This is a genomic window from Miniphocaeibacter halophilus, from assembly GCF_016458825.1.
Taxonomy (GTDB): Bacteria; Bacillota; Clostridia; order Tissierellales; family Peptoniphilaceae; genus Miniphocaeibacter; species Miniphocaeibacter halophilus.
Genome location: NZ_CP066744.1, coordinates 773,299 through 799,552 on the forward strand (window position 1 = coordinate 773,299; position 26,254 = coordinate 799,552).

Genomic DNA, 26,254 nt, shown 5'->3' on the forward strand with positions numbered 1-26,254 from the left:
ACTACTTTTATACTTCTAATCTTCTGACCCTACAATTTTCTCCACTGCTGTTATTCCGTCTACTGCAGAACTCATTATTCCACCGGCATAACCAGCTCCTTCTCCAATTGGATAAAGCCCCTTTGTATTTATTGACTGGTAATTTTCTTTATCCCTTAATATTCTTATAGGTGATGATGACCTGGTTTCTACTCCCGTTAAAACTCCATCTTCCAGAGAAAATCCCTTTAATTTTTTATCTAAATTTATTATTGCTTCCTTAATTGCTTCATTTATATTTTTAGGATATATGCTATTTAAATCCGTTAATTTATAACCTGGTTTATAGCTTGGTTTTACCTTTCCAATTTCCCTTGATGGAACTTCATCTATATAATCCCTTATTAATTGAACAGGGGCGAAATATTTACCTCCACCAAGTTCATAGGCTTTTTTCTCCATTCCCTCTTGAAAATACATTCCGGCAAGTAATTCTTCTCCATAATCCCTTTCGGAAACATTGGCTATAATTGCACTATTTGCATTTTCCAAATCCCTGGCATGGTAACTCATTCCATTAACACATAATTCATCCTTAAAGGAAGATGCTGATATAACCCTTCCGCCAGGACACATACAAAAAGTATAGACTCCCCTGCCTTCCTTTGATTTATATGTTAATTGATACTCTGCTGCCGATAATTTAGGTGATGCGAAAGACTCTCCATATTGGGATTTATCTATTAATATTTGAGGATGTTCTATTCTAAATCCTACTGCAAATGCCTTGTTTCCTATTTCTATTCCCCTATCTAAAATCATTTTAAAAGTATCCCTAGCACTATGACCTATTGCTAAAAATAAGTCCTCTGTTTCAAAATCACCTTTACTTGTTTTAATTCCTACTACCTTCTTATTTTCAATTTTAATATCTTCCAGTTTTGTTTCAAAATGTACTTTTCCACCATAGGATACAATTTTTTCCCTAATATTTTTTACAACTTCCCTTAATAAATCCGTTCCAATATGTGGTTTTTGCAGTATCAAAATTTCTTCAGGAGCGCCATTTTCTACAAATGTTTTAAGCACTTCCCTAATTCTAAAATTATTAGATCTACTTGTTAACTTACCGTCGGAGAAAGTACCGGCTCCCCCTTCACCAAATTGAACATTTGATTCATAGTTGAGCTTGCCTGTTTCCCAAAAATATTCAATATCATCAGCCCTACTATCTACATCTTTTCCTCTTTCAATAATAATTGGTTTATAGCCATTTTTAGCCAGCATATATCCACAAAATAATCCAGCAGGACCAAGTCCTACAACTATTGGTCTTTTTTTAAATTTTTTTATAGGATTAATTTCAAAAACCTTCTCTTCATAGATTTTTACATCATTATCTTTTAATTTTAAAAGCCTTTTTTCCGATAATTCAATATCTACCAATACTTGATAGACAAATAAAATATTGTTTTTCTTTCTTGCATCTATTGATTTCCTATAAATCTCATAGGAAAAATCATCATATTTTATTTTTAATTTCTTCTTTATTTTTTCCTTAATTTTACCAGTATCTTCATCTATGCCTAATTTTATATTATTTATAATAATCATATTTTCTCCTATTGCTAATGTAGCTTAAAGTAAATTGTCAATTTTTACTATTATATTATTTTAAATTATAAAAACTCTCTATTCTTTGTTATAACCACCGCTATTATAAAAAAAGAACAGATTTCTCTGTTCTTAAGCTATTGGAAACTCTACATTGAAAAACAGCCAATCATTTTTATATGTTGTTGTAATTTTCCCATTATGAGCCTTTATTATTTTTCCGGCAATGGAAAGCCCAAGTCCAAAACCACCTGTATCCCTTGAACGGGATTCATCGGCCCTGTAAAATCTATTAAATATTTGTTGTTCATCTTCCTTAGTAAAGTTTTTAATTTTATTTCCTATTTTTAATGAAGCGGTCTTTCGAACTCGATTTAAATTTACCAATATTACATTGTCATCCTGTGAATACTTTATAGCATTATCTATTAAAATATTAACAACTTGTTGTATTTGTTCATAGTCCGCTAAAATCATAATATCATCTTGTATTTCTGTCTTTAGTGTTTTTCCAACAATTTCAGCCCGCCCTTTAAAGTCCTTACAGGTATTAACTAATAATTTTGATAAATTGATTTTTTCCATAGCATCTTGACTAGTTTCATCGGTTTTTGATAGTGTTATAAAATTTTTAATCAACTTATCCATTCTTGCCAGTTGATTTTTAGTGCTTTCAGTCCACTCACTTCTACCATTTAATATTTCTATCATTTCGGTATTTGCAGAAATTATGGAAATTGGAGTCTTAAGCTCATGGCTAGCATCTGCTATAAAATGCTTCTGTCTTTCCTCATTGTCAATAAAGGGTTTAAGTGCCTTCTTTGAAAATACCGACACAATAACCAACCCTAAGGAAGTAAGTAGTATTCCAATATAAATAGATGTTCTAAGAACTGACCTTTGAGACTGTAATTCATCAAATATATCTAAAAATATTACTATTTTCCCGTCTTTAATTTTCTTTATATTGTATCTGTAAATATCATAATAACCCTCTGTTTTATTTCGCTTTACAACTCTATCGGCTAATTCTATAGCTTCCTCTTTGTTTTTTGTTACTATTCTATCGGTATTTGATCTTATTACATTATTGTCCTTATCGTATTCTACATAAAAAAACCTCTGCCTATACACAGAATCCAAGGTTGTATCTAAATCTTCATTTCTATTTAATATTTCTGATATATTCCTTAAATCCTTAATTTCAATTAGTTCATAATAATCATATAAAAAAGAAATCATCTTATCCGCTTGCTCTCTTGTTCTATTTATAGTAACTATATTAATAGTAGATATTGTAAAACCTAAAATAAACAAAATAGCAATAGTTGTAATTAAAATAAAATTTCTTCGTAACCTATTGTACATTTTTTATTCCTAATTTAAAACCATACTCTATATCGCCATAAATTTCAAAATCCGATTCTAATTCTTGAAATTTTTTATTAATATATGCAATATATAGCCTAATCTTTGAATGATTTTCTTCTTTATTTTCATATTTTAAGGTTGAAAGCAATTGCTCAATTTCAATTTTTCCATCTATATTTGTAATAAATTTATTTAGAATTTTTACCTCTTCTTTATTTAAAATTAAAGATTTGTTTTCCTTCTCTAATTTACTATCAGCAATATTATATAGAACATCTCCAAAATTATATGTTTCAATAAATTTATTATTTCTTCTTATTAAGGCTTTAATTCTGGCTATTAGTTCATTTGTTTGGAAAGGTTTTGCCAAATAATCGTCAGCTCCCGAATCTAAACCGTTTATTTTATCTTCATTTTCACTTTTAGCTGTTACCATAATAATTGGTGTAGAGATATTTTTATTTCTAATCTCCTTAAGTACCTGGATGCCATCAAGCTTTGGCATCATAATATCTAAAATAATTACATCATAATTATTATTTATTGCTAAATTTAAGGCTTCCTCACCGTCAAAGGCATTGTCTACTTCATAACCACTATATTCCAGTATTGTTGATATCGCCCTTGATAGTTGCTTCTCATCCTCTGCATATAATAACTTCATATTATGCTCCTTCATTTTTAATAAAAGACATTATAGTTTCTAAATTTAAGTCCGTTGTAGCCATTTCATCTGCACATTTTTTTAATTCTTCCTTAAATAGTTCCTTGTTTTGTATATCTTTTTTATACATTAACTGATGTTCCAAACTGGCCCAACAATCCATTGCAATTGTTCTAATTTGTGCCTCTACATATATGTTTTTAATATTTCCATCTATTTCAATAGGCAACATTATTATTATATGATAACTTCTATAACCATTGCTTTTAGGCTTATTAATATAATCCTTTTCTACAACAATCTTAACGTCTTCAATTTCCTTTATCTTCTTTACAATAAATTCAACATCACTAATAAAAGTACAAATAATTCTAAATCCACAAATATCATGTAAATATTTCATTGCGTTATCGGAAGTAGGCTCATATTCTAATTTAATTAATTTTTCCCTTGCACTCTGTGGGTGTTTGACTCTATATTTTATGTGTTCAACTGGGTTTCTATCTTCAAAAGAAGAATAATCTTCTCCACTAATTTTTATTATTTCATATATTGATTTCATCGTTTTTTCTATATAGGGTAAATTCTCTTTATAAAAATCCAAATACTCTTCGTTATTTATGTAATCTAATTCCATCTTAAACCTCCTCTACTTATTATATATTATTAAAGTTAAATTTTTCTTAATCTATTAAATAATTATATTTATTTCAAATCAGAAAACAATAATATAAAGGTATTGTTAATAAGAATCTAAACTAAATTAACAAGTTTCATTTACAAAATTTTACTACTCTCTTTAATTACTACAGTTTTAAAATCTACAGTTTTAAAATCTTCCTATGAAATATCTATGTTATTATTAAAACATAAGTAAAAGATTAAAACTAATTTGTAAATAAAGAATACAGGCTACAAATCCATTTTTATAAAGTAAATTACTTCATAAAATATTTAACCTATTAATATCTCTTTAAATAATTTTAGATTTTAGTAATATTGTATATATTACAAGAGATGTATTCTATATAAATAAGGAGGTGTAGATATGAGAAATTTAACAAAAGGAAACGAACTAAAGGCCATATTATTATTTAGCCTACCTTTGATTGTAGGAAATATGCTACAACAATTATACAATGTTGTTGATACTTTAATAGTTGGAAAAGTTATTGGAGGTACTGCTTTAGCTGCTGTAGGTTCCTCTTTTGCTTTAATGACTTTTATTACAGCAATAACCTTAGGATTTTGTATGGGTAGTAGTGTAGTGTTTTCTCAACTATACGGTGCGGGAAAATTAGATACATTAAAAGTTGGAATTTTCAATTCCTTTGTTTTTATTGGAATCCTAAGTCTTATAATAAATATACTTGCTTTTCTATTGTTAAATAAAATTATTATATTGCTGAATATTCCTGCAGAAGCTATTGATGAAACAAAAATATATCTTAAAATAATTTTTATTGGAATAATGTTTACCTTTATATATAACTTTTTTTCAGCAGTTCTTAGAAGTGTAGGAAATGCAGTAGCACCATTAATATTTTTAGCAATTGCAGCAATAACAAATATTGTTTTAGATATTATTTTTGTTATTCCTTTTCAACTGGGAGTTGCCGGTGCAGCATTAGCAACTATTATTGCACAATTTATATCTGCCTTATGTTCGGTTATTTACTTCTTTAAGAAAAACAAGAGTTTAAGGCCGGGTAAAGAACATTTTAGATTGGACCTTCCACTATTGAAACTTATTGCTTCTAATTCTATACTTACAAGTATTCAACAATCTATTATGAATTTAGGAATATTAATGGTTCAAGGACTAGTTAATAGTTTTGGATTGCAAGTTACAGCTGCTTTTGCAGCAGCAGTAAAAATAGATGCTTTTGCATATATGCCAGTACAGGATTTTGGAAATGCCCTGTCTACATATGTTGCCCAAAACTATGGAGCTAATGAAATTGGTAGAATAAAAAAGGGAGTTAAACTGTCAATACTAATTTCCAGTTTATTTTGTATTGCCATATCCTTTATTGTCTTTATCTTCTCTTCTTCTTTAATGAGAATTTTTGTAAAGTCCAGTGAGGTTGAAATAATAGCAATTGGAAGTAAGTATTTAAAAATAGAAGGCTCTTTTTATATATTAATAGGAATTTTATTTATTCTATATAGTTTTTATAGAGGAATAAGCAAACCGGGAATTGCTGTAATACTAACTATTATATCTCTAGGTCTTCGTGTATTCCTGTCATATTTCCTATCTTCTTTTTCCAATATAGGAATTATTGGAATATGGATTTCAATACCTATTGGTTGGTTGCTGGCAGATCTATTTGGTTTCATATATTATAAAATAAATAAAAATAGGATTTTAGAATAATATATATTACTTTTATTTTTTAATGTAATAGTGTAATATATTTATATAAAATTATAGGAGATTTAAAAATGAAAAAAATATTAGGTTTATTACTTGTTTTTACTGTATTATTAACTTCATGTGCTAAAAACAATGAAGAAACATTACCACCAACGGACACAAAAGAAACTAAAACTACAGAAAATATAGAACCTGTGGAAAAATCCGTATTGGAAATTAACGGTAATGATGTATTAATTGGTGAAAGCGGATTGAAATTTACCATTCCTGAAAATTATGTACAATATTCTGATGAAGAGGTGCTTGAAACGTTAGAATACGGCAATGAGGCTTTAAGTTCAGAAATGACTGAAGAGGAAAAGACACTTTATTTAGATTCTACATTGGTTTTTGAAAATAGTGAAAACTATAACTCTATACAGTTAATGCTTGATAGTACTGTCGGTGAAATCACCTTAGAGGAATTTACAGAAATTCTATCTAATCCTTTAGCTGAGGAAACTACTGTTGAAAAAATAGAAATAGAAGGTATTCCTGCTAATTTAACAAAATATAAATTGAATTTAGAAGAGGAAGAGCTTTTTTATACAGAAATAGCTCTTGTAAAGGGTAATGACGCCTTTATAGCTATTTTTACTACAGATAATGAAGGCTCAATGGATAATCTTATAGATAATTTTTCTAAATAGTAAAAGACCATATACAATTCTAGTATATGGTCCTTTTTATAAAATTTTCTTTTATGAATCTAATTTATATTCCATTGATTCTAAAACATTTATCATATTTGTTCTAAGTTTTAAAATCTCATTTAATTCTCCACTGGAAACAGTTTCTCTTAAGCTTCCACCTTCCAAATATTCAACTATAGGTTGTGTTTTATATTGTATTTTTCCGCTACTCCTGTCATCTCTTACATAAGTTGGTACAAAATTAATACTTTTAATTTCTGTAGTCTTGTTTTTAAAGTCCTTTGTAAACTCCATTTCTACAAATAATCCACCTTCTACTCCTTCAATTCCCAAGAATTCTTTCCTTTGACCTGAAATTGAATTTCCTAAAGAATAGACTATGTATTTGTCCTTACCGTCTACTTCTACTTTTTCAACTGGCTGAACAACATGAGGATGACTTCCTAAAACCATATCTGCTCCCCAATTTAATATTTTATGGCCTAATTCTTTTTGCTTTTCCGTAGGCATTGTCATATATTCCTCACCCCAATGAGGAAAAACCAATATTATATCCACATCTTTAGACTTTAATTCCTTTATATCCTTTTCTATTTGTTCTTCATTTAAAGGACTTACCATTTCTTTTTCATTATCTGCTAGTATTACTTCCATTCCATTAAATCTTTCTGTGTAGGCTAATACTCCTATTTTTATTCCATTTACTTCTTCTATTAAATAATCCTTTTCTCCTTCTTTCCAGGTTCCTGTATGTCTTACTCCATATTTGTCCAAGGCATCTATTGTGTCTATTATTCCTTGTACCCTTGAATCTAAACAATGATTATTTGCCGTAGTCAATATGTCAAAACCTGCATTTTTTAAATCCTCTATGGAGTTTTCCGGAGTATTAAACATAGGATAATCCGATAGTTCCCTTGTTGGAGTACTGGTGGTTTCATAATTACCTATCATTAAATCCGCTGCTTGTATATACTTTTCCATATCATTATAGAAAAATCTAAAGTCATATTTACCTGTTTCTGCATTTACATTGCTATTAAATGTTCCAGGATGGTACATAATGTCACCTGTTGCAGTTATTTTAACAGTTTCAATTCTATCTTCCTGTTCTGACTCAACCTGTTCTGACTCAACTTTTTCCTTATTTTCTATTTCAGTTGTTTTTACAGCCTCTGTTTTACTATTACAAGATACTAAAAACGACAATAAAAATAATGTATACATTATTTTTACAAAATATTTTTTCATTCCTACTCCCTCTTTCCTTTTAATTATATATAGTATAGCTTATTCTAAAATTTTTTTCATTTATAAGCATTAATATTAATTTTTATTTATATTATTCCATTATATGAATTCTGTTGTTTTTTATAGTATAGGTTTATACCTATAGTTATATAAACATGTAGTTATATAGAATATCTTTTAACTATTCTATAATTTTTTACTGTATTTGTATTTAATATGATACAAATAAACTTCTCTTAAATAATTTCAATTTATAAATAAATTTTCAAGTTGAAATTATATTTTTTTGTAAAATTATTTGAAAAATATTATTTATTTATAATTATACCATTTACCCTTGCACTAAGTCACTTTACTATGATATAATACTTAGAATTAATCAAATTGAAAGGAGTAATTTATGGCTAGAAAATTTAAAAAAATATTAGTCGCTAATAGAGGAGAAATTGCTATAAGAATTTTTAGGGCTTGTTCAGAACTAGGAATCAGATCTGTAGCTATTTATTCTGAAGAAGATAACACAGCTCTTTTTAGAACAAAAGCTGATGAGTCTTATCAAGTAGGATTTGGAAAAACTCCTTTAGAAGCTTATTTAGATATGAATGAAATAATATCCCTAGCAAAGAGTAAAGGAGTAGATGCTATCCATCCTGGATACGGCTTCTTGTCTGAAAATAAAGAATTTGCTAGAAGGTGTGAGGAAAACGGAATCACTTTTATTGGTCCTAGTTATGAGGTTTTAGATAGTTTAGGAGATAAAATAAAATCAAAAATAGTAGCTAAAAAAGCTAAGGTCCCTACTATTCCAGGTGTAGACAAACCTATACGCACTAAGCAAGACGCTTTGGACTTTGCTAAAGAAGCAGGTTATCCTGTTATGATAAAAGCTGCTGCCGGTGGCGGTGGTAGAGGTATGAGAATAGTAGAAAAAGAGGAGGATTTAATTCCTGCTTTTAGAAACGCTCAATCGGAAGCTAAAAAAGCTTTCGGAATTGACGATATGTTCATAGAGAAATACTTAAAAAAACCTAAACATATAGAAGTTCAAATCCTTGGTGATAAGGAAGGAAATATTGTACATCTATATGAAAGAGATTGTTCTATTCAAAGACGTCATCAAAAAATTATAGAATTTACACCAGCTTTCTCTTTACCTATTGAAGTTAGGGAAAGAATTTGCGAAGATGCTTTAAAAATTGCAAACAGCGTAAAATATTATAATGCAGGAACTGTTGAATTTTTAGTAGACTCTGACTTAAATCATTATTTTATTGAAGTTAACCCAAGAATACAAGTTGAACATACAGTATCTGAATTAGTTACAGGTATAGATATAGTACAATCCCAAATTTTAATTGCTGAAGGCTATAGACTAGACAGTGAAGAAATTGGAATTGAATCTCAAGACTCCGTTATTCTAAATGGGTATTCAATACAATGTAGAGTTACTACAGAAGACCCTGCCAACAATTTTGCACCTGATACTGGAAAGATTGATGTTTATAGGTCCGGCTCGGGTTTTGGAGTTAGACTTGATGTAGGAAATGGATATGTTGGCTCTGTAATTACTCCATTTTACGATAGTCTTTTAGTAAAAATGACTTCTAAGTCAAGAACATTTAAAGATGCTATAAACAAATCAAAAAGAGCTTTAAAAGAGCTAAAAATCAGTGGAGTAAAAACCAATATACCATTTTTAGTAAATGTGTTAAACTCTGAACAGTTTCAACAAGGAACTTGTAATACTGGTTTTATAGAAAACAATCCACAACTATTTGATGTAAAACCAAGAAATGACAGAGAATTAAAAGTTCTTAATTTTATTGGTGAAAATGTTGTTAACAATAAAAATAGAATTAATGGAGAATTTGACATACCTATTAATTTTGATGACCTAGACACTTCTTCTTTTAAATCCGGTACTAAACAAATATTTGATTTAAATGGAGTAGATGGTTTATTGGATTGGATTAAAGGACAACAAAAGGTACTTCTTACTGACACTACCTATAGAGATGCTCACCAATCCCTACTTGCAACTAGAGTTAGAACAGTAGATATGTTAAAAGTTGCTCCAGCTGTTTCAAACTATATGAGCGATTTATTTTCTCTTGAAATGTGGGGCGGTGCAACTTTTGATGTAGCCTATAGATTCCTACAAGAAGACCCTTGGAAAAGACTGGAAGAACTTCGTAAACATATTCCAAATATTCTTTTCCAAATGTTGCTTAGAGGAAATAACACCGTTGGATATAAAAATTATCCTGACAATGTAGTTAAAAGATTCGTTAAAGAATCTGCTAAAAATGGAATAGATATTTTTAGGGTATTTGACTCTTTAAACTGGATAGAAGGTATGAGATATGCAATGGATCAAGTACTTGAAAGCGGAAAAATACTAGAAGGTACAATTTGTTATACTGGCGACATACTAGATGAAACCAGAGATAAATACTCACTACAATATTATGTAGATATGGCAAAGGAACTTGAAAAAGCCGGTTCTCATATAATAGGTATTAAAGATATGTCCGGTTTATTAAAACCATATGCTAGTGCTAAACTTATAAAAGCATTGAAAAACGAGGTTTCTGTTCCTATTCATCTCCACACCCATGACACTACAGGCAATGGAGTTGCTACAGTTCTTATGGCTGCAGAAGTAGGAGTGGATATTGTAGATACTGCTTTTAACTCAATGAGTGGGCTAACAAGTCAACCTGCCTTAAACTCCGTTGTAGCTGCATTAGAAAACACAAGAAGAAATACGGGAATAAGTTTAGATAATGCCGAAATTATCTCAAAATATTGGGAAAGTGTAAGACCGATATACGCTAATTTTGAATCCGGCTTAAAATCAGGCTCTACTGAAATATATAAATATGAAATACCTGGTGGACAATATTCCAACCTAAAACCTCAAGTTGAAAGTTTTGGATTAGGACATAGATTTAAAGAAGTTAAAGATATGTACAGAAACGTTAACGAAATGGTTGGTGATATAGTTAAGGTTACTCCATCATCAAAAATGGTTGGTGACTTTGCTATATTTATGGTTCAAAATGATTTAACTCCTGAAAATATAGTAGAAAAAGGAAGTCATTTAGATTATCCGGATTCTGTCGTAACATATTTTAAAGGTATGATGGGACAACCATTAGGAGGCTTCCCTGAAGATATTCAAAAAATAGTATTAAAAGGTGAAGAGCCTATTACTGTCCGTCCTGGAGAATTACTTCCTGATGAAGATTTTGAAGCAAATAAAAAATATCTTGACGAAAAATATGGAATAGATGCAAGTGAAAAAGATTTACTTGCCTATGCATTATATCCTAAAGTTTTTGAAGATTATTTAGACAATTTAAAAGTAAACGGATCTTTATCCCATGTTAGTAGTTTAGTATTCTTCCATGGAATTAATGTTGGACAAACAAGAGAAGTAGAAATAGAAGAAGGAAAAACACTAATTGTAAAATTAGTTGAAATGAGCCGACCTGATGATGAAGGTTACGTAACTTTAGCCTTTGAAATAAACGGAAATAGAAGAGAAATTAAAATATATGACAAAGACAGTAAAAAAACAGCTGCCAATGCCTATACTCAACTAGCTGATCCTAACAACGAATTAGAAATAGGCTCCAGTATACCGGGCACAATTTTAAAAGTCCTTGTAAAAGTAGGAGACGAAATAAAAGTTGGAGATCCTTTAGCTGTTGTAGAAGCAATGAAAATGGAAACAAATATAGTTTCTCCTGTAGATGGGAAAGTTGAATCCATAACGGTAAAAGATGACGAAATGGTAGAAGCTGGCCAATTACTATTAAGACTAGAATAGCTAAAAAGTGTAGCAAGAATTGCTACACTTTTTTACTGTTAAATATAAATGCCTTTTCACACTACCGTTACATTCTTTAGTAATCCTTATTTCCCTGAATTATCTTATCTAAATCTTTGAAATTAAATACTAAATTATAAGTATCCTCTACCTTTGGATCAACATATTCAGTATCTATAAAATCAATTTTTTTATAAAGTTTAATAGCATTTGTATTATCTTTTTTTACACAAACCTCTACTTTATCATATTTTCGCTCTATATAAAGATAATCCAGAATTAATTTTAAAGCTTTGTATCCATATCCTTTATTCTGATACTTAATGTCTATTAGAAACTGCTGAAGTTCATAACATTCAGGTCTTTCATATATATCTCGAACCATCAAAACCCCTATAGTTTCTTTCCCTTTTTGAATTCCAAAGATAATGGGATTATACTTTCTATAAATATACCCCCTTGCTAAAACACCTAAAGGACTAGAAACATATCTCAATTGTTCTTCTGATAATTTTAAAGATATAATATCAAGCCAATTATTTTCATCTAGATTGAATAATAATATACTATCTTTTTCAGTCGTTAGTATTACTGAGCCATATTTATCTATTCCTTTAAAATTAAAACCTTGTTTCATCCAAAAACTCATATTTCTTTTATTGGATACATTAAGTTCAAAGTATTTTGCCCCTTTTAAAACTTCAGTTTCTTTAATCATGTTAAAAAAAACCGTACCTAATTTATTACCTCTATATTTTGGTAAGATGCAATACTCAACTATAAAACATTTACCATCTTCTGAATGATAAGTACAATATATGCAAAACCCCACGACTTTCTTTTCTTTTTTTAGTAAAACTGGATAGGCTTTATTAATGTTTCTAAAAAAAAGTTTCTCCATATAGTCCCTATATTCAGGCGAAAGCAACCATTCACGATCCTTTTCTGTTATTTCTAAACCAATTTTATCATTGGATAATATATCTCTATACATGTACTCATCACGCATATTCCAAAGCAAATCTAATTCTTCGCGAGAATTAATAATTTTTATTTCTAAATTGTTTTCTTTCATTACCCCCCTATACACTAGAGGCCATTTTATAGTTGGACCTCCATCACTCTAGCTTTCCTAAATACTTTTATTTTCATAAAAAATCACTCCTTTCAATATTCCATTATAAGCGAAGTAGTTTATACTTAAAATTATCTATATTCCAAACTATTTTCTTTAAATAAAACTACTCATCTATATTTAAAAAATTAATTCCCCTGTAAAATGTTAAACATTTTATAACATAAATACTACAGATTTTTTTCAACTAAAAAAATTCTGTTTGTTAAATTATATTCAGGATAATAAATTTCCTTATAGTCCTTGATACTATAATACTCAGACAATATCCCTTTCCACCTATCTGTCGTATTATTTTATAGAACAAACCGACTATCTAATAAATTTTCCCCCATAACTTTAATATTCATTTCTTTTATTTCCTTTTCAATTAAATTCGGATTCAAATTTATTAAAATTCTTCTATTATTTTTTAATAGTCTGTAACATTCCGTTAAAAGCAATTCTACACCCTTTGGGTACAAATTATCCATCATATTTGATAATATTACTCCATCTAATGAATTAGCTTTAAAATTTTCTAAACTTTCAATTCCATCAACTATAAAATCAAATATATTTTAAGTTTTGTTTTCAGTTCAATTTTTTGACAACATTATAACTATAATGTATCATAGTTTTAGATGATCCGGTAGGTAAGGCTACCCTAGGGATATGGATTACTGCCGCAAAATAGTGGAGACACTATGAGATGGTTTGAACAAGCTATATCGAATATTAAGGTATAGTTTAATGTAATTTCACTGCCCTATGAAGCTAAAGCTCAAACGGTACTAAATTAATTTTTACCACACAGATCACCTTCTGTGTGTTTTTTTAATGTTTTTGAATTAAATTAATATTTATTTAATTCCAAGCAAACTAAATAATCAGTTGAAAGTGATTTATATTATCTGTTAAATTTACAGTATTTATTTTTAAATTATTTATCCTATATTGAAGATATCAGACTATTATAAAAAATCAACTAATATTTATTTAGTTTCAACTATATATTAGTATCGATCTTAAGAATAAAACTTTATTCTTAATTAAAGCTTATATTACTCGAATCAAATTTAAAAACGGAGGTAATATAAATGAACAGAAAATTAAACCTTATGGAAAAAGCATTGTTAAGTTTACTAGAGGAGGAAAATCTAGTTGAGGTAAAAAAAATTCTCAATAGTATGAATATTTTTGATATAGCCGCTTTTTTCGACACCCTCGACAAAACCAATTTAACTTTGAGTTTTAATCTCTTAACTAAGGATAATGGTGCTAAGGTTTTTCCTGAAATGGATATTGAGCAACAAAAATTATTAATTGAGGGATTTTCAAATTTAGAACTTGAAGAAATTATTAATAAGATTAGAATGGACGACAAGGTTGATATGATAGAAGAGTTACCATCAAATCTTGTTAAGAAAGTATTGCGAAATTCAAATCCTAAAGATAGGGCCATAATAAATACTATGCTTAACTACCCTAAAGATAGTGCCGGCTCTGTAATGACAACAGAATATTTACGCCTTAAACCAAATATGACTGTAAATGATGCAATCGACTATATAAGAGATGTTGGTTCCGATAAAGAAACTATCGATATGTGCTATGTTATTGATGAAACTAGACATTTAATAGGTGAAGTATCTTTAAGAGATATTATTCTAGCCGATGTTAAGGTTCCTATAACATCTATTATGAAAAAAGATTTTGTTAAAACAACTACAACTGTTGACAGAGAAGAAGTTGCTCATATGTTCTCAAAATATGATATTACTACTATGCCTGTAGTCGATGGCGAAAATAGATTAGTCGGAATTATAACAGTAGATGATGTTATTGATATTATTAAAGAGGAAACAACCGAAGATATGGAAATCATGTCAGCTGTTACCCCTTCTGAAAAACCATATAAACAACTATCTGTAACTACCCTTTGGAAAAATAGATTTCCATGGTTATTGGTTCTTCTTCTTTCAGCAACTTTTACAAGTTTAATCATAATGAAATATGAAGATGCTTTAGCAAAATATGTTGTTTTAACAGCATTTATTCCTATGATAACCGATACTGGTGGTAACGCCGGCTCTCAATCTGCTTCTACAATAATTAGAAGCCTTTCCTTAAAAGAAATAGATTTTCATGATTTCTTCTATGTTCTGTGGAAAGAATTTAGGGTAGCTATTGCCTGCGGTCTTACATTAGCTGTGTTCAATTTTGCAAAACTAACCTTACTTGATAAACTCGGTGCAAGAGTTTCTTTAGTTATTAGTATGACACTTTTTTCTACAGTGCTAATCGCAAAAGCAGTTGGTTCTGTTTTGCCTATAATAGCTGATAAATTAGGATTTGACCCTGCTGTTATGGCTAGTCCATTAATTACAACTGTAGTAGATGCCTTAGCTATTTTAGTATATTTAAATATAGCAATTACAATTTTAGGAGCTTAAGTAGATTAAAAAACAATTAACATTGTGAATATTCACAGTTTAATTGTTTTTTTATTTCAAGAGCAACTATATTAAACTAATAATCTATAATGGTATTTTTGATATTTTTCCTAGTATGTATTATATTTTTATATAGTTGGTGCTTAAATAATATTTAGATTTTTATTTAATGTAACCAATTATACATATTATAAAAATAATAGGATGGTGACTCCATGGATTACAGAATTGAAAAGGATAGTATGGGTGAATTAAAGGTTCCTGCAGACAAATATTGGGGAGCTCAAACTCAAAGAAGCTATAATAATTTTGAAATAGGAACAGAAAAGATGCCGGTAGAAATAATTGACTCTTTTGCTATTTTAAAAAAGGCCTGTGCTATTACAAATAATAAATTAGGCATTCTTTCAGATGAAAAAAAAGATTTTATATCTAAGGCTTCAGATGAAATATTAGAAGGAAATTTAGATGATAACTTCCCCCTTGTCGTATGGCAAACAGGAAGTGGTACACAAAGTAATATGAATATTAATGAAGTTATAGCTAATAGAGGAAATGAACTTGCAGGGAAAAAAATACTTCATCCAAATGATGATGTAAATAAATCTCAAAGTTCAAATGACACATTCCCTACTGCAATGCATATTGCCGGAACTGTTGCTGTAGAAAATTATCTTATTCCTGAGCTAGAAAAAACCTTAGATGTACTTTATGGTCTTTCTATTGAAAATAGAAACATTATTAAAATTGGTAGAACCCATTTACAAGATGCTACCCCTTTAACCTTAGGACAAGAAATTAGCGCTTGGTCTGCTATGATTGAAAAATCTATTGATAATATTAAAAAAAGCGTCCTAGGTATGCATGAACTTGCATTAGGTGGCACAGCTGTTGGTACCGGTATTAATTGTCCTGAAGGCTTTGATGTAATTGTTGCAGAAGAAATTTCTAATTTAACAGGAATAGAATTTAAAACTGCAGAAAATAAATTTCATTCTCTAACAAGTAAGGATGAAATTGTATTTTGTCACGGCGCTTTAAAAGCTTTGGCAGCAGATTTATTAAAAATCGCCAACGACGTTAGATGGTTAGCTTCCGGACCAAGAAGTGGATTAGGGGAAATAACAATACCTGAAAACGAGCCTGGCAGTTCAATAATGCCCGGTAAAGTAAATCCAACCCAAGCAGAAGCATTAACAATGGTAGTTGCCCAAGTTTTAGGAAATGATGTAACCATAGGCTTTGGTGCATCTCAAGGAAATTTTGAGTTAAATGTATATATGCCTGTTATAATATATAATTTTTTACAATCTGTAAGACTATTAGCAGACGGAATTAAATCCTTTAGAGAAAAATGTCTAGTAGGTATAAAAGCCAATAAAGAAAAAATTCAATCTAATTTAGATAATTCCCTTATGCTTGTAACAGCTTTAAATACCCATATTGGATACGACAAGGCTGCAGATATAGCAAGACATGCCCATTTAAATAATTTAACTTTAAAAGAATCCGCTTTAGAATTAAGGTATTTAACTGAAGAGGAATTTGACTTATGGGTAAGACCCGAAAATATGATTTAAAAAAAGAGCCAGTTGGCTCTTTTTTTTATTCATATTCATAATGATATTCAATTTTTCCTAATTGTTTACACCTATCATAATCTTTTACAATTCCTCTAGCCTTTGGAGATAACACCAATATACCTATTAAGTTTGGTATTACCATTATAGCATTAAACATATCTGCCATATTCCATACTACATCAATCTTTTGTAATGAACCAACAATAATAAATATTAAAACTAAAATTCTATATGGCCATAATCCTTTTTCACCAAATAAATATTTAATATTGGTTTCTCCAAAATAGTACCAACCTATTACTGTAGTAAAAGCAAAGAAAGTTAAACAAATTGAAAGTAACATTTGTCCCGGTTTACCAAAAGCTAAATTAAAAGCTTCTTGCGTTACCAATGCACCGTCAAGTCCTGAATCTACTGCTCCTGTTACAAGTATAACCAACGCTGTTGCAGTACAAACTAAACCTGTATCTATAATAACTCCTATCATTGCAGTTAAGCCTTGTTCTAAAGGATGTTTTACATGAGCTGTAGCATGGGCTTGTGGTGTTGAACCCATACCAGCTTCATTGGAAAATAGTCCTCTTGCAACTCCAAATCTCATAGCTTCTTTCATTACAACTCCTGCCGTTCCACCAGCTAATGCTCTTGTACTAAAAGCTTCTGTGAAAATCAAAGAAAATACAGAACCTACTTGAGATCTAAATTTAATCATAATAACTATAGCTAATATAATATAAACCGCTGCCATAATTGGAACTACCATTTCAGCAAAATTTGCAATTCTCTTTATTCCACCTATAACAACTAATCCTGCTATTACAGCTATTGCTATACCCGCAACTAGTAAAGGTACATTAAAAGCACTATTTACAGATGTAGAAATAGAGTTAGATTGAACCATATTACCTATAAATCCTAATGCTAAAACTATTGCTACGGCAAAAAATCCTGCCAAGAACTTAGCTAGCCCCTTATGTTTAAAACCATTCCTTATATAATATGCTGGTCCCCCTACTAATTCTCCATTTTTATCTTTTTCACGATATTTTTGTGCTAGTATTGCCTCTACAAAAATAGTTGCCATTCCAAACAAAGCTGCTAACCACATCCAGAATATAGCTCCTGGTCCCCCAGAAACAATAGCTGTTGCAACTCCTGCAACATTTCCTGTACCTACCTGTGCCGCTATTGCTACTGCTAATGCTTGGAAGGATGAAATTTCTCCAGCAGCCTTTCTTTTAGCGTTAGCTTCTTTATCAAATAGTCCACCAAATGTCTGCTTAAAGGCTGCACCTAACCTTCTAAACTGTGGAAGTCCTAAATATATTGTAAACCACAAACCTACAACTGGTAGTACATAAATCAATACCTTATCCCATAAGACATCATTTACTGATTTAACTATTATTGGTAAATATTCAGTTATTTTAGAAATAAAATCCATTATACTACTCCTTTTTAAATTTTATAATATTATTGAAAATATGTATTATTATCCCCCTTTCTCTAATATTAAAATTATTATGATATATTTAATAATTTTTATATTTCCAATAAATTATTTTGAATAAATTGTTACAAACACATACAACTTCTTTAATTTATACCCGGAAATCCTTTTCGTAACACATACACATAGGTATATTTTTAACTTTGTAAAATAAAATTTGGCGGGAGTGCGTGGGAATCGAACCCACCCAAGAAGCTCCTAACCCCTCATACTGGTTTTGAAGACCAGAGAGCACACCAGCACTCATTCACCCCCAAGTACTATTTAATAGTACCATTAAAGCTTTTTGTTTTCAATTACAGATTATATATATTTGTTTTTTTAATAATTTATTTACTATTTAAATATATTAATTCAATAACTTATTTTCTACCTACCTTTAACCTTATATTTATTAATCTTTATTTTACTAAAACTCGAATATCATCTACTCTTTTTGTTAATTTCATATTGTCAAAATATTCCAACAATAGGAGAATATTTTTTCTGCTTGATTTTAACAAATCCCTATATTGAGAAATTGTAATACTGCCATTTTTTTCAATATAGTCTATTAATAGCTCTTTTGCTTTTTCAAAATCTTCTTTTAATAGTATATTATTATTTCCAAAAATTACTATATCCTTATCTATCATATATTTTAAGATTTGTTCTCTATTTTTGTCTTTTCTAGATAATGATTTTAAATCTTCTATTTTATCAAAAGAATTTTCTTTTAATTCCCTTATTATTTCTTTTCTAAGATTATCCTGTTTTTTATTAAGTCCAATTTTAAAGTTTTTTAAGCCATAATATTCATTATTTTTTTGTAATATTTCATTTTTAATCATCAGTTCCAATATATTTTCCAGTTCTTTTAAGTTTAAATCATAATAAATCTTAGTTTTTAATTCATCTTTTGTTAATCCGCCGGAAAGTGGCGAATCTTTATGGTGTTTTTCTATAATTTCCTTAATGTTATCAAATATTTTATTGGCTACATTACTATTGATGTATTTTTCATCTACTAGTATTATTTCATTATTTTCTATTAATTCATTTAACTTATTAAGAACTTGTTCTTTATTTTCTCCGGTATATGAAACTATATCCTTTAATAATACAAGAGCATTTTCAGACTCTGTATATTGTAGAATTATTTTATCTAAATCCCCGGATTCCTTTATTTTTAATTCCTCAATTAAGGCCTCATCTACGTGTCGTTTCTTGGCTAAAGGATCTATAATAATGCCTCCGCCAATAGTTTCAACTGGAGAATAGGATCTTAAAACAAATCTGTCCCTGTTTTTACAAACTAAGGGTTCTTCTAATCTAAATTGTATAAATCCTTCTTCCCCTGGTAGAATTTCTTCTTTCTCTAAGGGAACAGCCCTACATAAGATTTCTCTAGTACCTAAAGCTAATCTTAATCTTGTCCAATGTTTTATTGAAAAGTCCCTATTTTTTGAAACGATTATTTTAGTATCTATAATATTTGTTGTAATTACCGACCCTTCTTTTGCTACAACATCTCCTCGAGACACATTAATTTTTTTAATAGATGAAATGTTCATGGCAGTTCTTTGACCTGCATAAGCCGTTTCAACATCTTTTCCGTGAACTTGAACAGATTTTATTTTTATTTTCTCATCTATAGGATATATAAAAAGTTCATCGCCTTTACTTACATGGCCCTCCATTAAAGTGCCGGTTATTACAGTACCTATTCCCTTTACCGGAAAAATCCTATCTATATTCATTCTAGCTGGAGTATTACTTTCCTTATCTTCAATTTTTTCACTTTCCTCAGAAAGAATTTTTTTTAAGTCTTCTATTCCCCTTCCAGATATTGAATCCACCTCTATTATTTTTGCATCTTCTAAAAAAGTTCCCTGTATAAAATCACGCACTTCTTCTTTTACTAGCTCCAAATAATCCAACTCTACCATATCGCTTTTAGTTAGAACTATTATTCCCTTTTTAATATTTAAATATGTTAAAATATCCAAATGTTCCTTAGTTTGAGGCATTACTCCCTCATCTGCTGCAATTATAAATAATACAAGGTCTAAGCCAGTTGCACCTGCCATCATGTTCTTTATGAATTTTTCATGTCCCGGTACGTCTACTATGCCTACTCTGTTTCCATTTGGTAAATCTAAATAGGTAAAACCTAAATTAATGGATATGCCTCTTTCTTTTTCTTCCGATAGAGTATCTGTCTCCCTACCGGTTAAGGCTTTTACTAAAGTCGTTTTACCATGGTCAATATGCCCAGCTGTACCTACTATTATATTCTTCATATTCCCTCCATTATTTCAGATTTTTTTCTATTTCTTCTGCAATTATTTCAAATTCGGAATTTTGAATTGTTCGTAAATCCAACATATAATTATTATCCTTTACCCTGCCTATTATATGATTTTTTGATAAGCGTAATTTTTCTTCTATTTTTGAAACCGAATATTTTTCCGATGATATAGTCAATACCTTTGTAGGAAATTCCTCTCCCGGCATAGAGCCACCACCAACAGTAGAAAACTCATCCTTTATTTCAAGTTCTACATTAACTTCTTTTTCCTCTATTATACTTTTTAACCTTTTTGCTTTTTCTTCTAATTCTTCAACTGTATAGGATATCATTCGCATTGCAGGAATTTCTTTCTTTGCTTTTTCTTCATCAAAATATAATTTCAAAGTAGCCTCTAAGGAAGCTAATGTTATTTTATCTACCCTTAAAGCTCTTAATAATTGATTTTTTTTCATCTTATCTATATATTCTTTTTTACCTACTATGACTCCTGCTTGAGGTCCACCTAAAAGTTTATCGCCGCTAAATGTTACTAAATCTATTCCTGAGTTAATTGACTCCCTTATTGTCGGCTCATGTTTTAGTCCAAATTCTTCTAAGTCAAAATATACACCACTACCTAGGTCTTCAACTACAGGTAGGTCATATTTTTCACCTAATTTTTTCAATTCTTTATTTGAAACAGCTTCTGTAAAACCTATCATCTTATAGTTACTTGTATGAACCTTCATCAACAATTTTGTATTTTCAGTTATAGCTTCTTCGTAGTCGGAAATTCTTGTTTTATTAGTAGAACCAACTTCTACTAATTTAGCTCCACTCATAGCCATTACTGACGGTATTCTAAAAGCTCCTCCTACTTCTACAAGCTCCCCTCTAGAAACAATTACTTCCTCATCTTTAGCAAAAGTACTTAAAACAAGTAAAACTGCCGCTGCATTATTATTTACTACTAAAACATCCTCAACATTTAAAAGTAGTTTAATTATTTTGGTTACATGACTATATCTCGAACCTCTTTGCCCTAGATCTAAATCATATTCTAAATTAGAGTAGCCTGAAGCTATTTTCCATATTTCATCTTTTATAGATTCGCTTATTAATGACCTACCTAAATTAGTATGTAAAATAGTTCCTGTTCCATTAATAACTTTCTTCAAGGAGGAAGAAAATTCTTTTTCCAAAGTAGTTATGATGTTTTTTATAATACTATTTATATTTATTTCCTCTGCTACAATAGATAATTCTTCATCTCTAACATTAGCTATTTTTTTTCTTATACTAGCTAATACTTCCCTTGCTGCTTCTGTTTTTAAAGCCCTTGGATAATCCAGTTCGTTAATTTCTTCTAAAATCAATATTTCTTCAACAGATGGTATTTTTCTAAATAATTCATTTTTATTCATCTTATTTCTCCTTTGTATAATGATTTGTCAATTTAATAATATTATAACTGTAAATATATTTAAAAGAAATTTATTTAAAATTTAAATATATTTGTGGTTTAATAAATATATTTTTATTGTTAAAAAAATATTCCACTTTTTTATAATTTAACCTAAAAAACAGCTATAAAAAACACCATTTTTGTTACCGTTTTCCTAAGTTGTTTTGTTTGTATTTTCTTTATAACGGCTAGGTTTTAACATTTGATTCATTTACTATATGATAGAGTTTTCATCACATGCTAATCATCATTGTTGACTATTTATCAAAGCCATGATAAAATAATAGCACAAAAGAAAATAGGTTGAAGGTGTTGGGAGATTCGTATTACGAAACCGAAGGGACAAGAGTATTTCTCGCCAAAGAAATATTTGAAATTCTCAGGTAAAGGAACCAGCATTGGACTACTATCTGGAGATTTCGACAGAAAGATAAGGCAATTATCTTTCTGTTTTTTGTTTTATATAGGAGTGTTTTATGTTAATAGTAACCAATAACCCAAAATTTAATAACCTAGAATATACAAATAAATATAATGTAGAATTTGTAGATACAGATTATTTGGGTATATTAAAAAATGCAAGGGACTACATTCACAAGGGATACGAGCTTCTTACCCACCCATTATATGGAAGTGTGAAGCCTTATGAAACTGTATACAGAACTTTAATTTTAAAAGAAGGAAAAATTATTTCTTTCACTTCTCTAGAATTAATTGAAGAAGCTATTGCTACTGCAAGTAAGTTTTATGCAATGAACAAAAACTATAAATGGACAGAATCTATCTTAGATGATTTTCAAGTTGTTGATAAAGATTTAATAGATAACACTTTAGCAAGAATATAGCATTAATCAAAGTAAAATCTATAAAAATTTTTAAATATATATGATAATTATTTAACTTTTAAAAATATAAAAATATAGGAGGAATACAAAAGTATGGACAATATTTATGATTTAATAATCATTGGCGCTGGTCCAGGTGGATTAGCAGCTGGCTTGTACGGAGCTAGAGCAAAAATGAAAACTCTAGTTTTGGAGAAAAAAAAATGGGTGGCCAAATAGTAAGTACTAGTGAAGTTGAAAACTATCCTGGTTCAGTTGAAAACGCTACTGGTCCTTCCCTAACTAAAAGATTTACTGAACAAGCTGAAAAGTTTGGTGCTGAAATTAAAATGGCAAATGTTAAAGAGGTAAATTTAGAAAGCAAAATTAAAGAAGTAGTTTGCGATAACGAAACCTATAAGGCAAAAACAGTTGTAATTGCAACAGGTGCTTCTCCTAAAAAAATCGGTTGCCCTGGAGAAAAAGAATTTACCGGTAAAGGAGTTTCCTACTGTGCAACATGTGATGCAGACTTCTTTGAAGATTTTGAAGTAATTGTTGTTGGTGGTGGAGATAGCGCTTTAGAAGAAGCTATTTATTTAACTAAATTCGCTAGAAAAGTTTATCTTGTTCATAGAAGAGATACTTTCAAAGCTTGTAATACAGTTATAGAAAATACAAAAGCAAATGACAAAATTGAAATGTGGTTAAATAAGGAAATTATTGAAATTAAAGGAGATGGAATCCTTGAATCTGTAGTTTTAAAAGACACTGTAACAGGAGAAACTTCTGAATATTTCGCAGATGAAGATGATGGAACTATGGGAGTTTTCATCTTTATAGGATTTAATCCACAAACTGAATTATTTAAAGATAAAGTAGACTTAAGAAATGGTTATGTTGTAACAGACGAAGAAATGAGAACTAATGTAGACGGTGTTTTTGCAGCTGGAGATGTTAGAGAAAAATCATTACGTCAGGTAGTAACAGCAGCTGCTGATGGTGCTATTGCCGCAGTAAATGCTGAAAAATATATTAACGAAAATTTTTAATAAGGAGGAACTATGTTAGAACTAGATAAAAAAACTTTTGAAGATGAAGTATTAAATGTTGAAGGTTATGTATTTGTAGATTTTTGGAGCCAAGGTTGTGAACCATGTAAAGCTTTAATGCCAGATGTTCATAAATTAGCTGAAAAATATGGAGATAAAATTAAATTCTGTTCTCTTGACACTACAAAAGCAAGAAGATTAGCAATAAAACAAAAAGTTTTAGGCTTACCAACTATGCTTATGTATAAAGATGGAGAAAAAGTTGACGAAATCACTAAAGATGATGCTACTGTAGAAAATATAGAAGCAATGATCCTTAAATACTATAACTAATAAATAAAATACCCAGTATTTTATATTATTTAATAAAAAAGTCGGAGGTGTATAATGCGATTAGAATTAGGCAAAATTTTTATTAAGGATATACAATTTGCTGATTCATCAAAAATCGAAAATGGCATTCTTTATGTTAATAAGGAAGAATTATTAGAAGCCATTGGCGGAGACGAGCATATTAAATCTATTGATTTTGATATTGCTAAACCTGGTGAAAGTATTAGAATTACCCCAGTTAAAGACGTTATTGAACCAAGGGTTAAAGTTGAAGGACCTGGACAAATATTTCCTGGTATCTTAAACAAAGTTGACACTGTTGGTCAAGGAAAAACCTATGCATTAAAAGGAATGGCTGTTGTTACAACTGGAAAAATAGTTGGTTTCCAAGAAGGTATTATAGACATGGTTGGAGAAGGTGCTAAATATACTCCTTTCTCACAATTAAATAACTTAGTTGTTATTTGCGAACCTGTTGATGGATTAAAACAACATGACCATGAAAAAGCAGTTAGAATGATCGGTTTCAAAGCAGCTGCTTATATTGGAGAATTAGCTAGAGAATTAACTCCTGAAGAAACAACTGTTTATGAAACAAAACCATTGTTAGACCAATTACAAGAATACCCTGATTTACCAAAAGTAGCTTATGTTTATATGTTACAAACTCAAGGTTTACTTCATGACACATATGTATATGGTGTAGACGCTAAACAAATAGTACCTACTATCCTATACCCTACTGAAGTAATGGATGGAGCTATTGTAAGTGGTAACTGTGTATCTGCTTGTGATAAGAACCCAACATACGTTCATTTAAACAACGGTATAATTGAAGATCTATATGCAAGACATGGTAAGGACTACAACTTTGTAGGAGTAGTAATTACAAATGAAAATGTATATTTAATGGATAAGGAAAGATCTTCAAATTGGACTTCTAAATTAGTTGAATACCTTGGAGTAGATGCTGTAATAATCTCTCAAGAAGGATTTGGAAACCCAGATACAGATTTAATAATGAACTGTAAGAAAATAGAAGAAAAAGGTATAAAGACAGTTATAGTAACTGACGAATATGCTGGACAAAACGGAGCTTCTCAATCATTAGCAGACGCTGATGAAAAAGCTGATGCCGTAGTAACAGCTGGTAACGCAAACCAAATAGTAGTATTACCAAAGTTAGATAAGATTATTGGTCATATAGAAGTAGTAGATGTAATTGCTGGTGGTGCTCAAGGTTCCCTTAGAGAAGACGGAACTATTGAAGTGGAAATCCAAGCAATAACAGGTGCTACAAATGAAACAGGATACCATTATTTAACAGCAAAAACTTATTAATAAATATTAAAAATTTAGGAGGATATCATGAGTTTATTAGAAAATAAAAAATTAATCATAATAGGCGACCGTGATGGAATACCTGCTCCTGCAATAGAAGAATGTGTTAACACAGTTCCTAATACAGAAGTAGTTTTCTCATCAACTGAATGTTTTGTCTGAACTAGCGCTGGCGCTATGGACTTAGAAAATCAAAAGAGAGTTAAGGATGCATCTGACAAATATGGTGCAGAAAATCTTGTGGTTTTACTAGGTGCAGCAGAAGCCGAAGCTGCAGGTCTTGCAGCTGAAACAGTTACGTTAGGAGACCCAACATTTGCTGGTCCTTTAGCTGGAGTTGCGTTAGGTTTAGCGGTATATCATGTAGTTGAACCTGAAGTAAAAGAATTATTTGATGCAACTGTTTATGATGAACAAATCGGTATGATGGAAATGGTTCTAGACGTTGACGAAATTGCTGAAGAAATGAATGACATTAGAGAAGAAGCAAATAACTAATATTTAAATTTCTTATTTAG

The 26,254-nt window shown here is 29.8% G+C and carries 19 protein-coding genes, 1 tRNA gene, 1 pseudogene and 2 riboswitches; of the genes and pseudogenes, 10 read left to right on the forward strand and 11 right to left on the reverse strand.

All coding sequences use genetic code 11. The features are described from left to right. Positions 1-15: 15 nt before the first annotated feature. The 4 genes from JFY71_RS03830 to JFY71_RS03845 all read right to left on the reverse strand — a co-directional run bounded on the left by JFY71_RS03830 (position 16) and on the right by JFY71_RS03845 (position 4,265). The gene (locus JFY71_RS03830; RefSeq protein WP_243661727.1) at positions 16-1,593 is read right to left on the reverse strand and encodes an NAD(P)/FAD-dependent oxidoreductase; all 1,578 of its coding nucleotides are present in this window, start codon (positions 1,591-1,593) and stop codon (positions 16-18) included. Positions 1,594-1,725: 132 nt separating this feature from the next. Beyond that, on the reverse strand, positions 1,726-2,961 hold the full coding sequence (locus tag JFY71_RS03835; protein ID WP_243661728.1) for a sensor histidine kinase: 1,236 nt from the start codon (positions 2,959-2,961) through the stop codon (positions 1,726-1,728). Then, positions 2,951-3,628, reverse strand: coding sequence for a response regulator transcription factor (locus JFY71_RS03840; RefSeq protein ID WP_243661729.1), 678 nt, complete (start codon positions 3,626-3,628; stop codon positions 2,951-2,953). The genes JFY71_RS03835 and JFY71_RS03840 overlap by 11 nt, the downstream gene beginning before the upstream one ends. 1 nt (position 3,629) lies before the next feature. Then, the gene (locus JFY71_RS03845) at positions 3,630-4,265 is read right to left on the reverse strand and encodes a GTP pyrophosphokinase (RefSeq protein WP_243661730.1); all 636 of its coding nucleotides are present in this window, start codon (positions 4,263-4,265) and stop codon (positions 3,630-3,632) included. Between the two features lie 411 nt (positions 4,266-4,676). On the opposite strand from JFY71_RS03845, the gene JFY71_RS03850 reads away from it, so the two are divergent. Next, positions 4,677-6,008: an MATE family efflux transporter gene (locus JFY71_RS03850; protein ID WP_243661731.1), complete on the forward strand. Its 1,332-nt coding sequence runs from the start codon at positions 4,677-4,679 to the stop codon at positions 6,006-6,008. A 68-nt stretch (positions 6,009-6,076) separates the two neighbouring features. Further along, entirely contained in the window at positions 6,077-6,697 is a 621-nt protein-coding gene (locus tag JFY71_RS03855) for a hypothetical protein (protein WP_243661732.1), read from the forward strand. Between the two features lie 51 nt (positions 6,698-6,748). Here the strand turns inward: JFY71_RS03855 and JFY71_RS03860 are convergent, their stop codons facing one another. After that, positions 6,749-7,951, reverse strand: a complete 1,203-nt coding sequence (locus tag JFY71_RS03860) for a CapA family protein (RefSeq protein WP_243661733.1) — start codon at positions 7,949-7,951, stop codon at positions 6,749-6,751. Between the two features lie 400 nt (positions 7,952-8,351). On the opposite strand from JFY71_RS03860, the gene JFY71_RS03865 reads away from it, so the two are divergent. Next, positions 8,352-11,786, forward strand: a complete 3,435-nt coding sequence (locus JFY71_RS03865; RefSeq protein WP_243661734.1) for a pyruvate carboxylase — start codon at positions 8,352-8,354, stop codon at positions 11,784-11,786. 76 nt (positions 11,787-11,862) lie between these two features. Here the strand turns inward: JFY71_RS03865 and JFY71_RS03870 are convergent, their stop codons facing one another. Together JFY71_RS03870 and JFY71_RS03875 are read right to left on the reverse strand one after the other, a co-directional pair. After that, entirely contained in the window at positions 11,863-12,861 is a 999-nt protein-coding gene (locus JFY71_RS03870; protein WP_243661735.1) for a GNAT family N-acetyltransferase, read from the reverse strand. Positions 12,862-13,217: 356 nt separating this feature from the next. Continuing rightward, the gene (locus JFY71_RS03875) at positions 13,218-13,478 is read right to left on the reverse strand and encodes a class I SAM-dependent methyltransferase (protein ID WP_338041880.1); all 261 of its coding nucleotides are present in this window, start codon (positions 13,476-13,478) and stop codon (positions 13,218-13,220) included. Between the two features lie 63 nt (positions 13,479-13,541). Continuing rightward, positions 13,542-13,701: riboswitch (M-box (ykoK) riboswitch) on the forward strand. A 299-nt stretch (positions 13,702-14,000) separates the two neighbouring features. On the opposite strand from JFY71_RS03875, the gene mgtE reads away from it, so the two are divergent. Continuing rightward, the gene (gene mgtE / locus JFY71_RS03880; RefSeq protein ID WP_243661736.1) at positions 14,001-15,356 is read left to right on the forward strand and encodes a magnesium transporter; all 1,356 of its coding nucleotides are present in this window, start codon (positions 14,001-14,003) and stop codon (positions 15,354-15,356) included. Between the two features lie 215 nt (positions 15,357-15,571). After that, positions 15,572-16,936, forward strand: a complete 1,365-nt coding sequence (fumC, locus tag JFY71_RS03885; RefSeq protein WP_243661737.1) for a class II fumarate hydratase — start codon at positions 15,572-15,574, stop codon at positions 16,934-16,936. A 25-nt stretch (positions 16,937-16,961) separates the two neighbouring features. On the opposite strand, the gene JFY71_RS03890 is transcribed toward fumC, so the two are convergent. From JFY71_RS03890 to selA, 4 genes are all read right to left on the reverse strand, one after another. Next, complete coding sequence (locus JFY71_RS03890) at positions 16,962-18,383, reverse strand: alanine/glycine:cation symporter family protein (RefSeq protein ID WP_243661738.1); 1,422 nt, start codon at positions 18,381-18,383, stop codon at positions 16,962-16,964. Between the two features lie 224 nt (positions 18,384-18,607). Continuing rightward, positions 18,608-18,704 (reverse strand) — tRNA-Sec (locus tag JFY71_RS03895). Between the two features lie 146 nt (positions 18,705-18,850). Next, on the reverse strand, positions 18,851-20,731 hold the full coding sequence (selB, locus tag JFY71_RS03900; protein WP_243661739.1) for a selenocysteine-specific translation elongation factor: 1,881 nt from the start codon (positions 20,729-20,731) through the stop codon (positions 18,851-18,853). A gap of 10 nt (positions 20,732-20,741) precedes the next feature. After that, positions 20,742-22,145: an L-seryl-tRNA(Sec) selenium transferase gene (selA, locus tag JFY71_RS03905; protein WP_243661740.1), complete on the reverse strand. Its 1,404-nt coding sequence runs from the start codon at positions 22,143-22,145 to the stop codon at positions 20,742-20,744. A 344-nt stretch (positions 22,146-22,489) separates the two neighbouring features. Further along, positions 22,490-22,591: riboswitch (glycine riboswitch) on the forward strand. A 71-nt stretch (positions 22,592-22,662) separates the two neighbouring features. Here selA and JFY71_RS03910 point away from each other — a divergent pair. The 5 genes and pseudogenes from JFY71_RS03910 (at position 22,663) to grdA (ending at position 26,234) form a co-directional block, all read left to right on the forward strand. After that, positions 22,663-23,031 carry a GrdX family protein gene (locus JFY71_RS03910; RefSeq protein ID WP_243661741.1) on the forward strand — a complete coding sequence of 123 codons (369 nt, stop codon included), beginning with the start codon at positions 22,663-22,665 and terminating at the stop codon, positions 23,029-23,031. A gap of 102 nt (positions 23,032-23,133) precedes the next feature. Continuing rightward, a pseudogene (trxB, locus tag JFY71_RS03915) lies at positions 23,134-24,062 on the forward strand (thioredoxin-disulfide reductase). 12 nt (positions 24,063-24,074) lie between these two features. Further along, positions 24,075-24,395 carry a thioredoxin TrxA gene (gene trxA, locus JFY71_RS03920; RefSeq protein ID WP_243661742.1) on the forward strand — a complete coding sequence of 107 codons (321 nt, stop codon included), beginning with the start codon at positions 24,075-24,077 and terminating at the stop codon, positions 24,393-24,395. A 54-nt stretch (positions 24,396-24,449) separates the two neighbouring features. Beyond that, on the forward strand, positions 24,450-25,736 hold the full coding sequence (locus tag JFY71_RS03925) for a glycine/sarcosine/betaine reductase component B subunit (RefSeq protein WP_243661743.1): 1,287 nt from the start codon (positions 24,450-24,452) through the stop codon (positions 25,734-25,736). A 27-nt stretch (positions 25,737-25,763) separates the two neighbouring features. Continuing rightward, complete coding sequence (gene grdA / locus JFY71_RS03930; protein ID WP_243661744.1) at positions 25,764-26,234, forward strand: glycine/sarcosine/betaine reductase complex selenoprotein A; 471 nt, start codon at positions 25,764-25,766, stop codon at positions 26,232-26,234. The last annotated feature ends 20 nt before the right edge of the window (positions 26,235-26,254 follow it).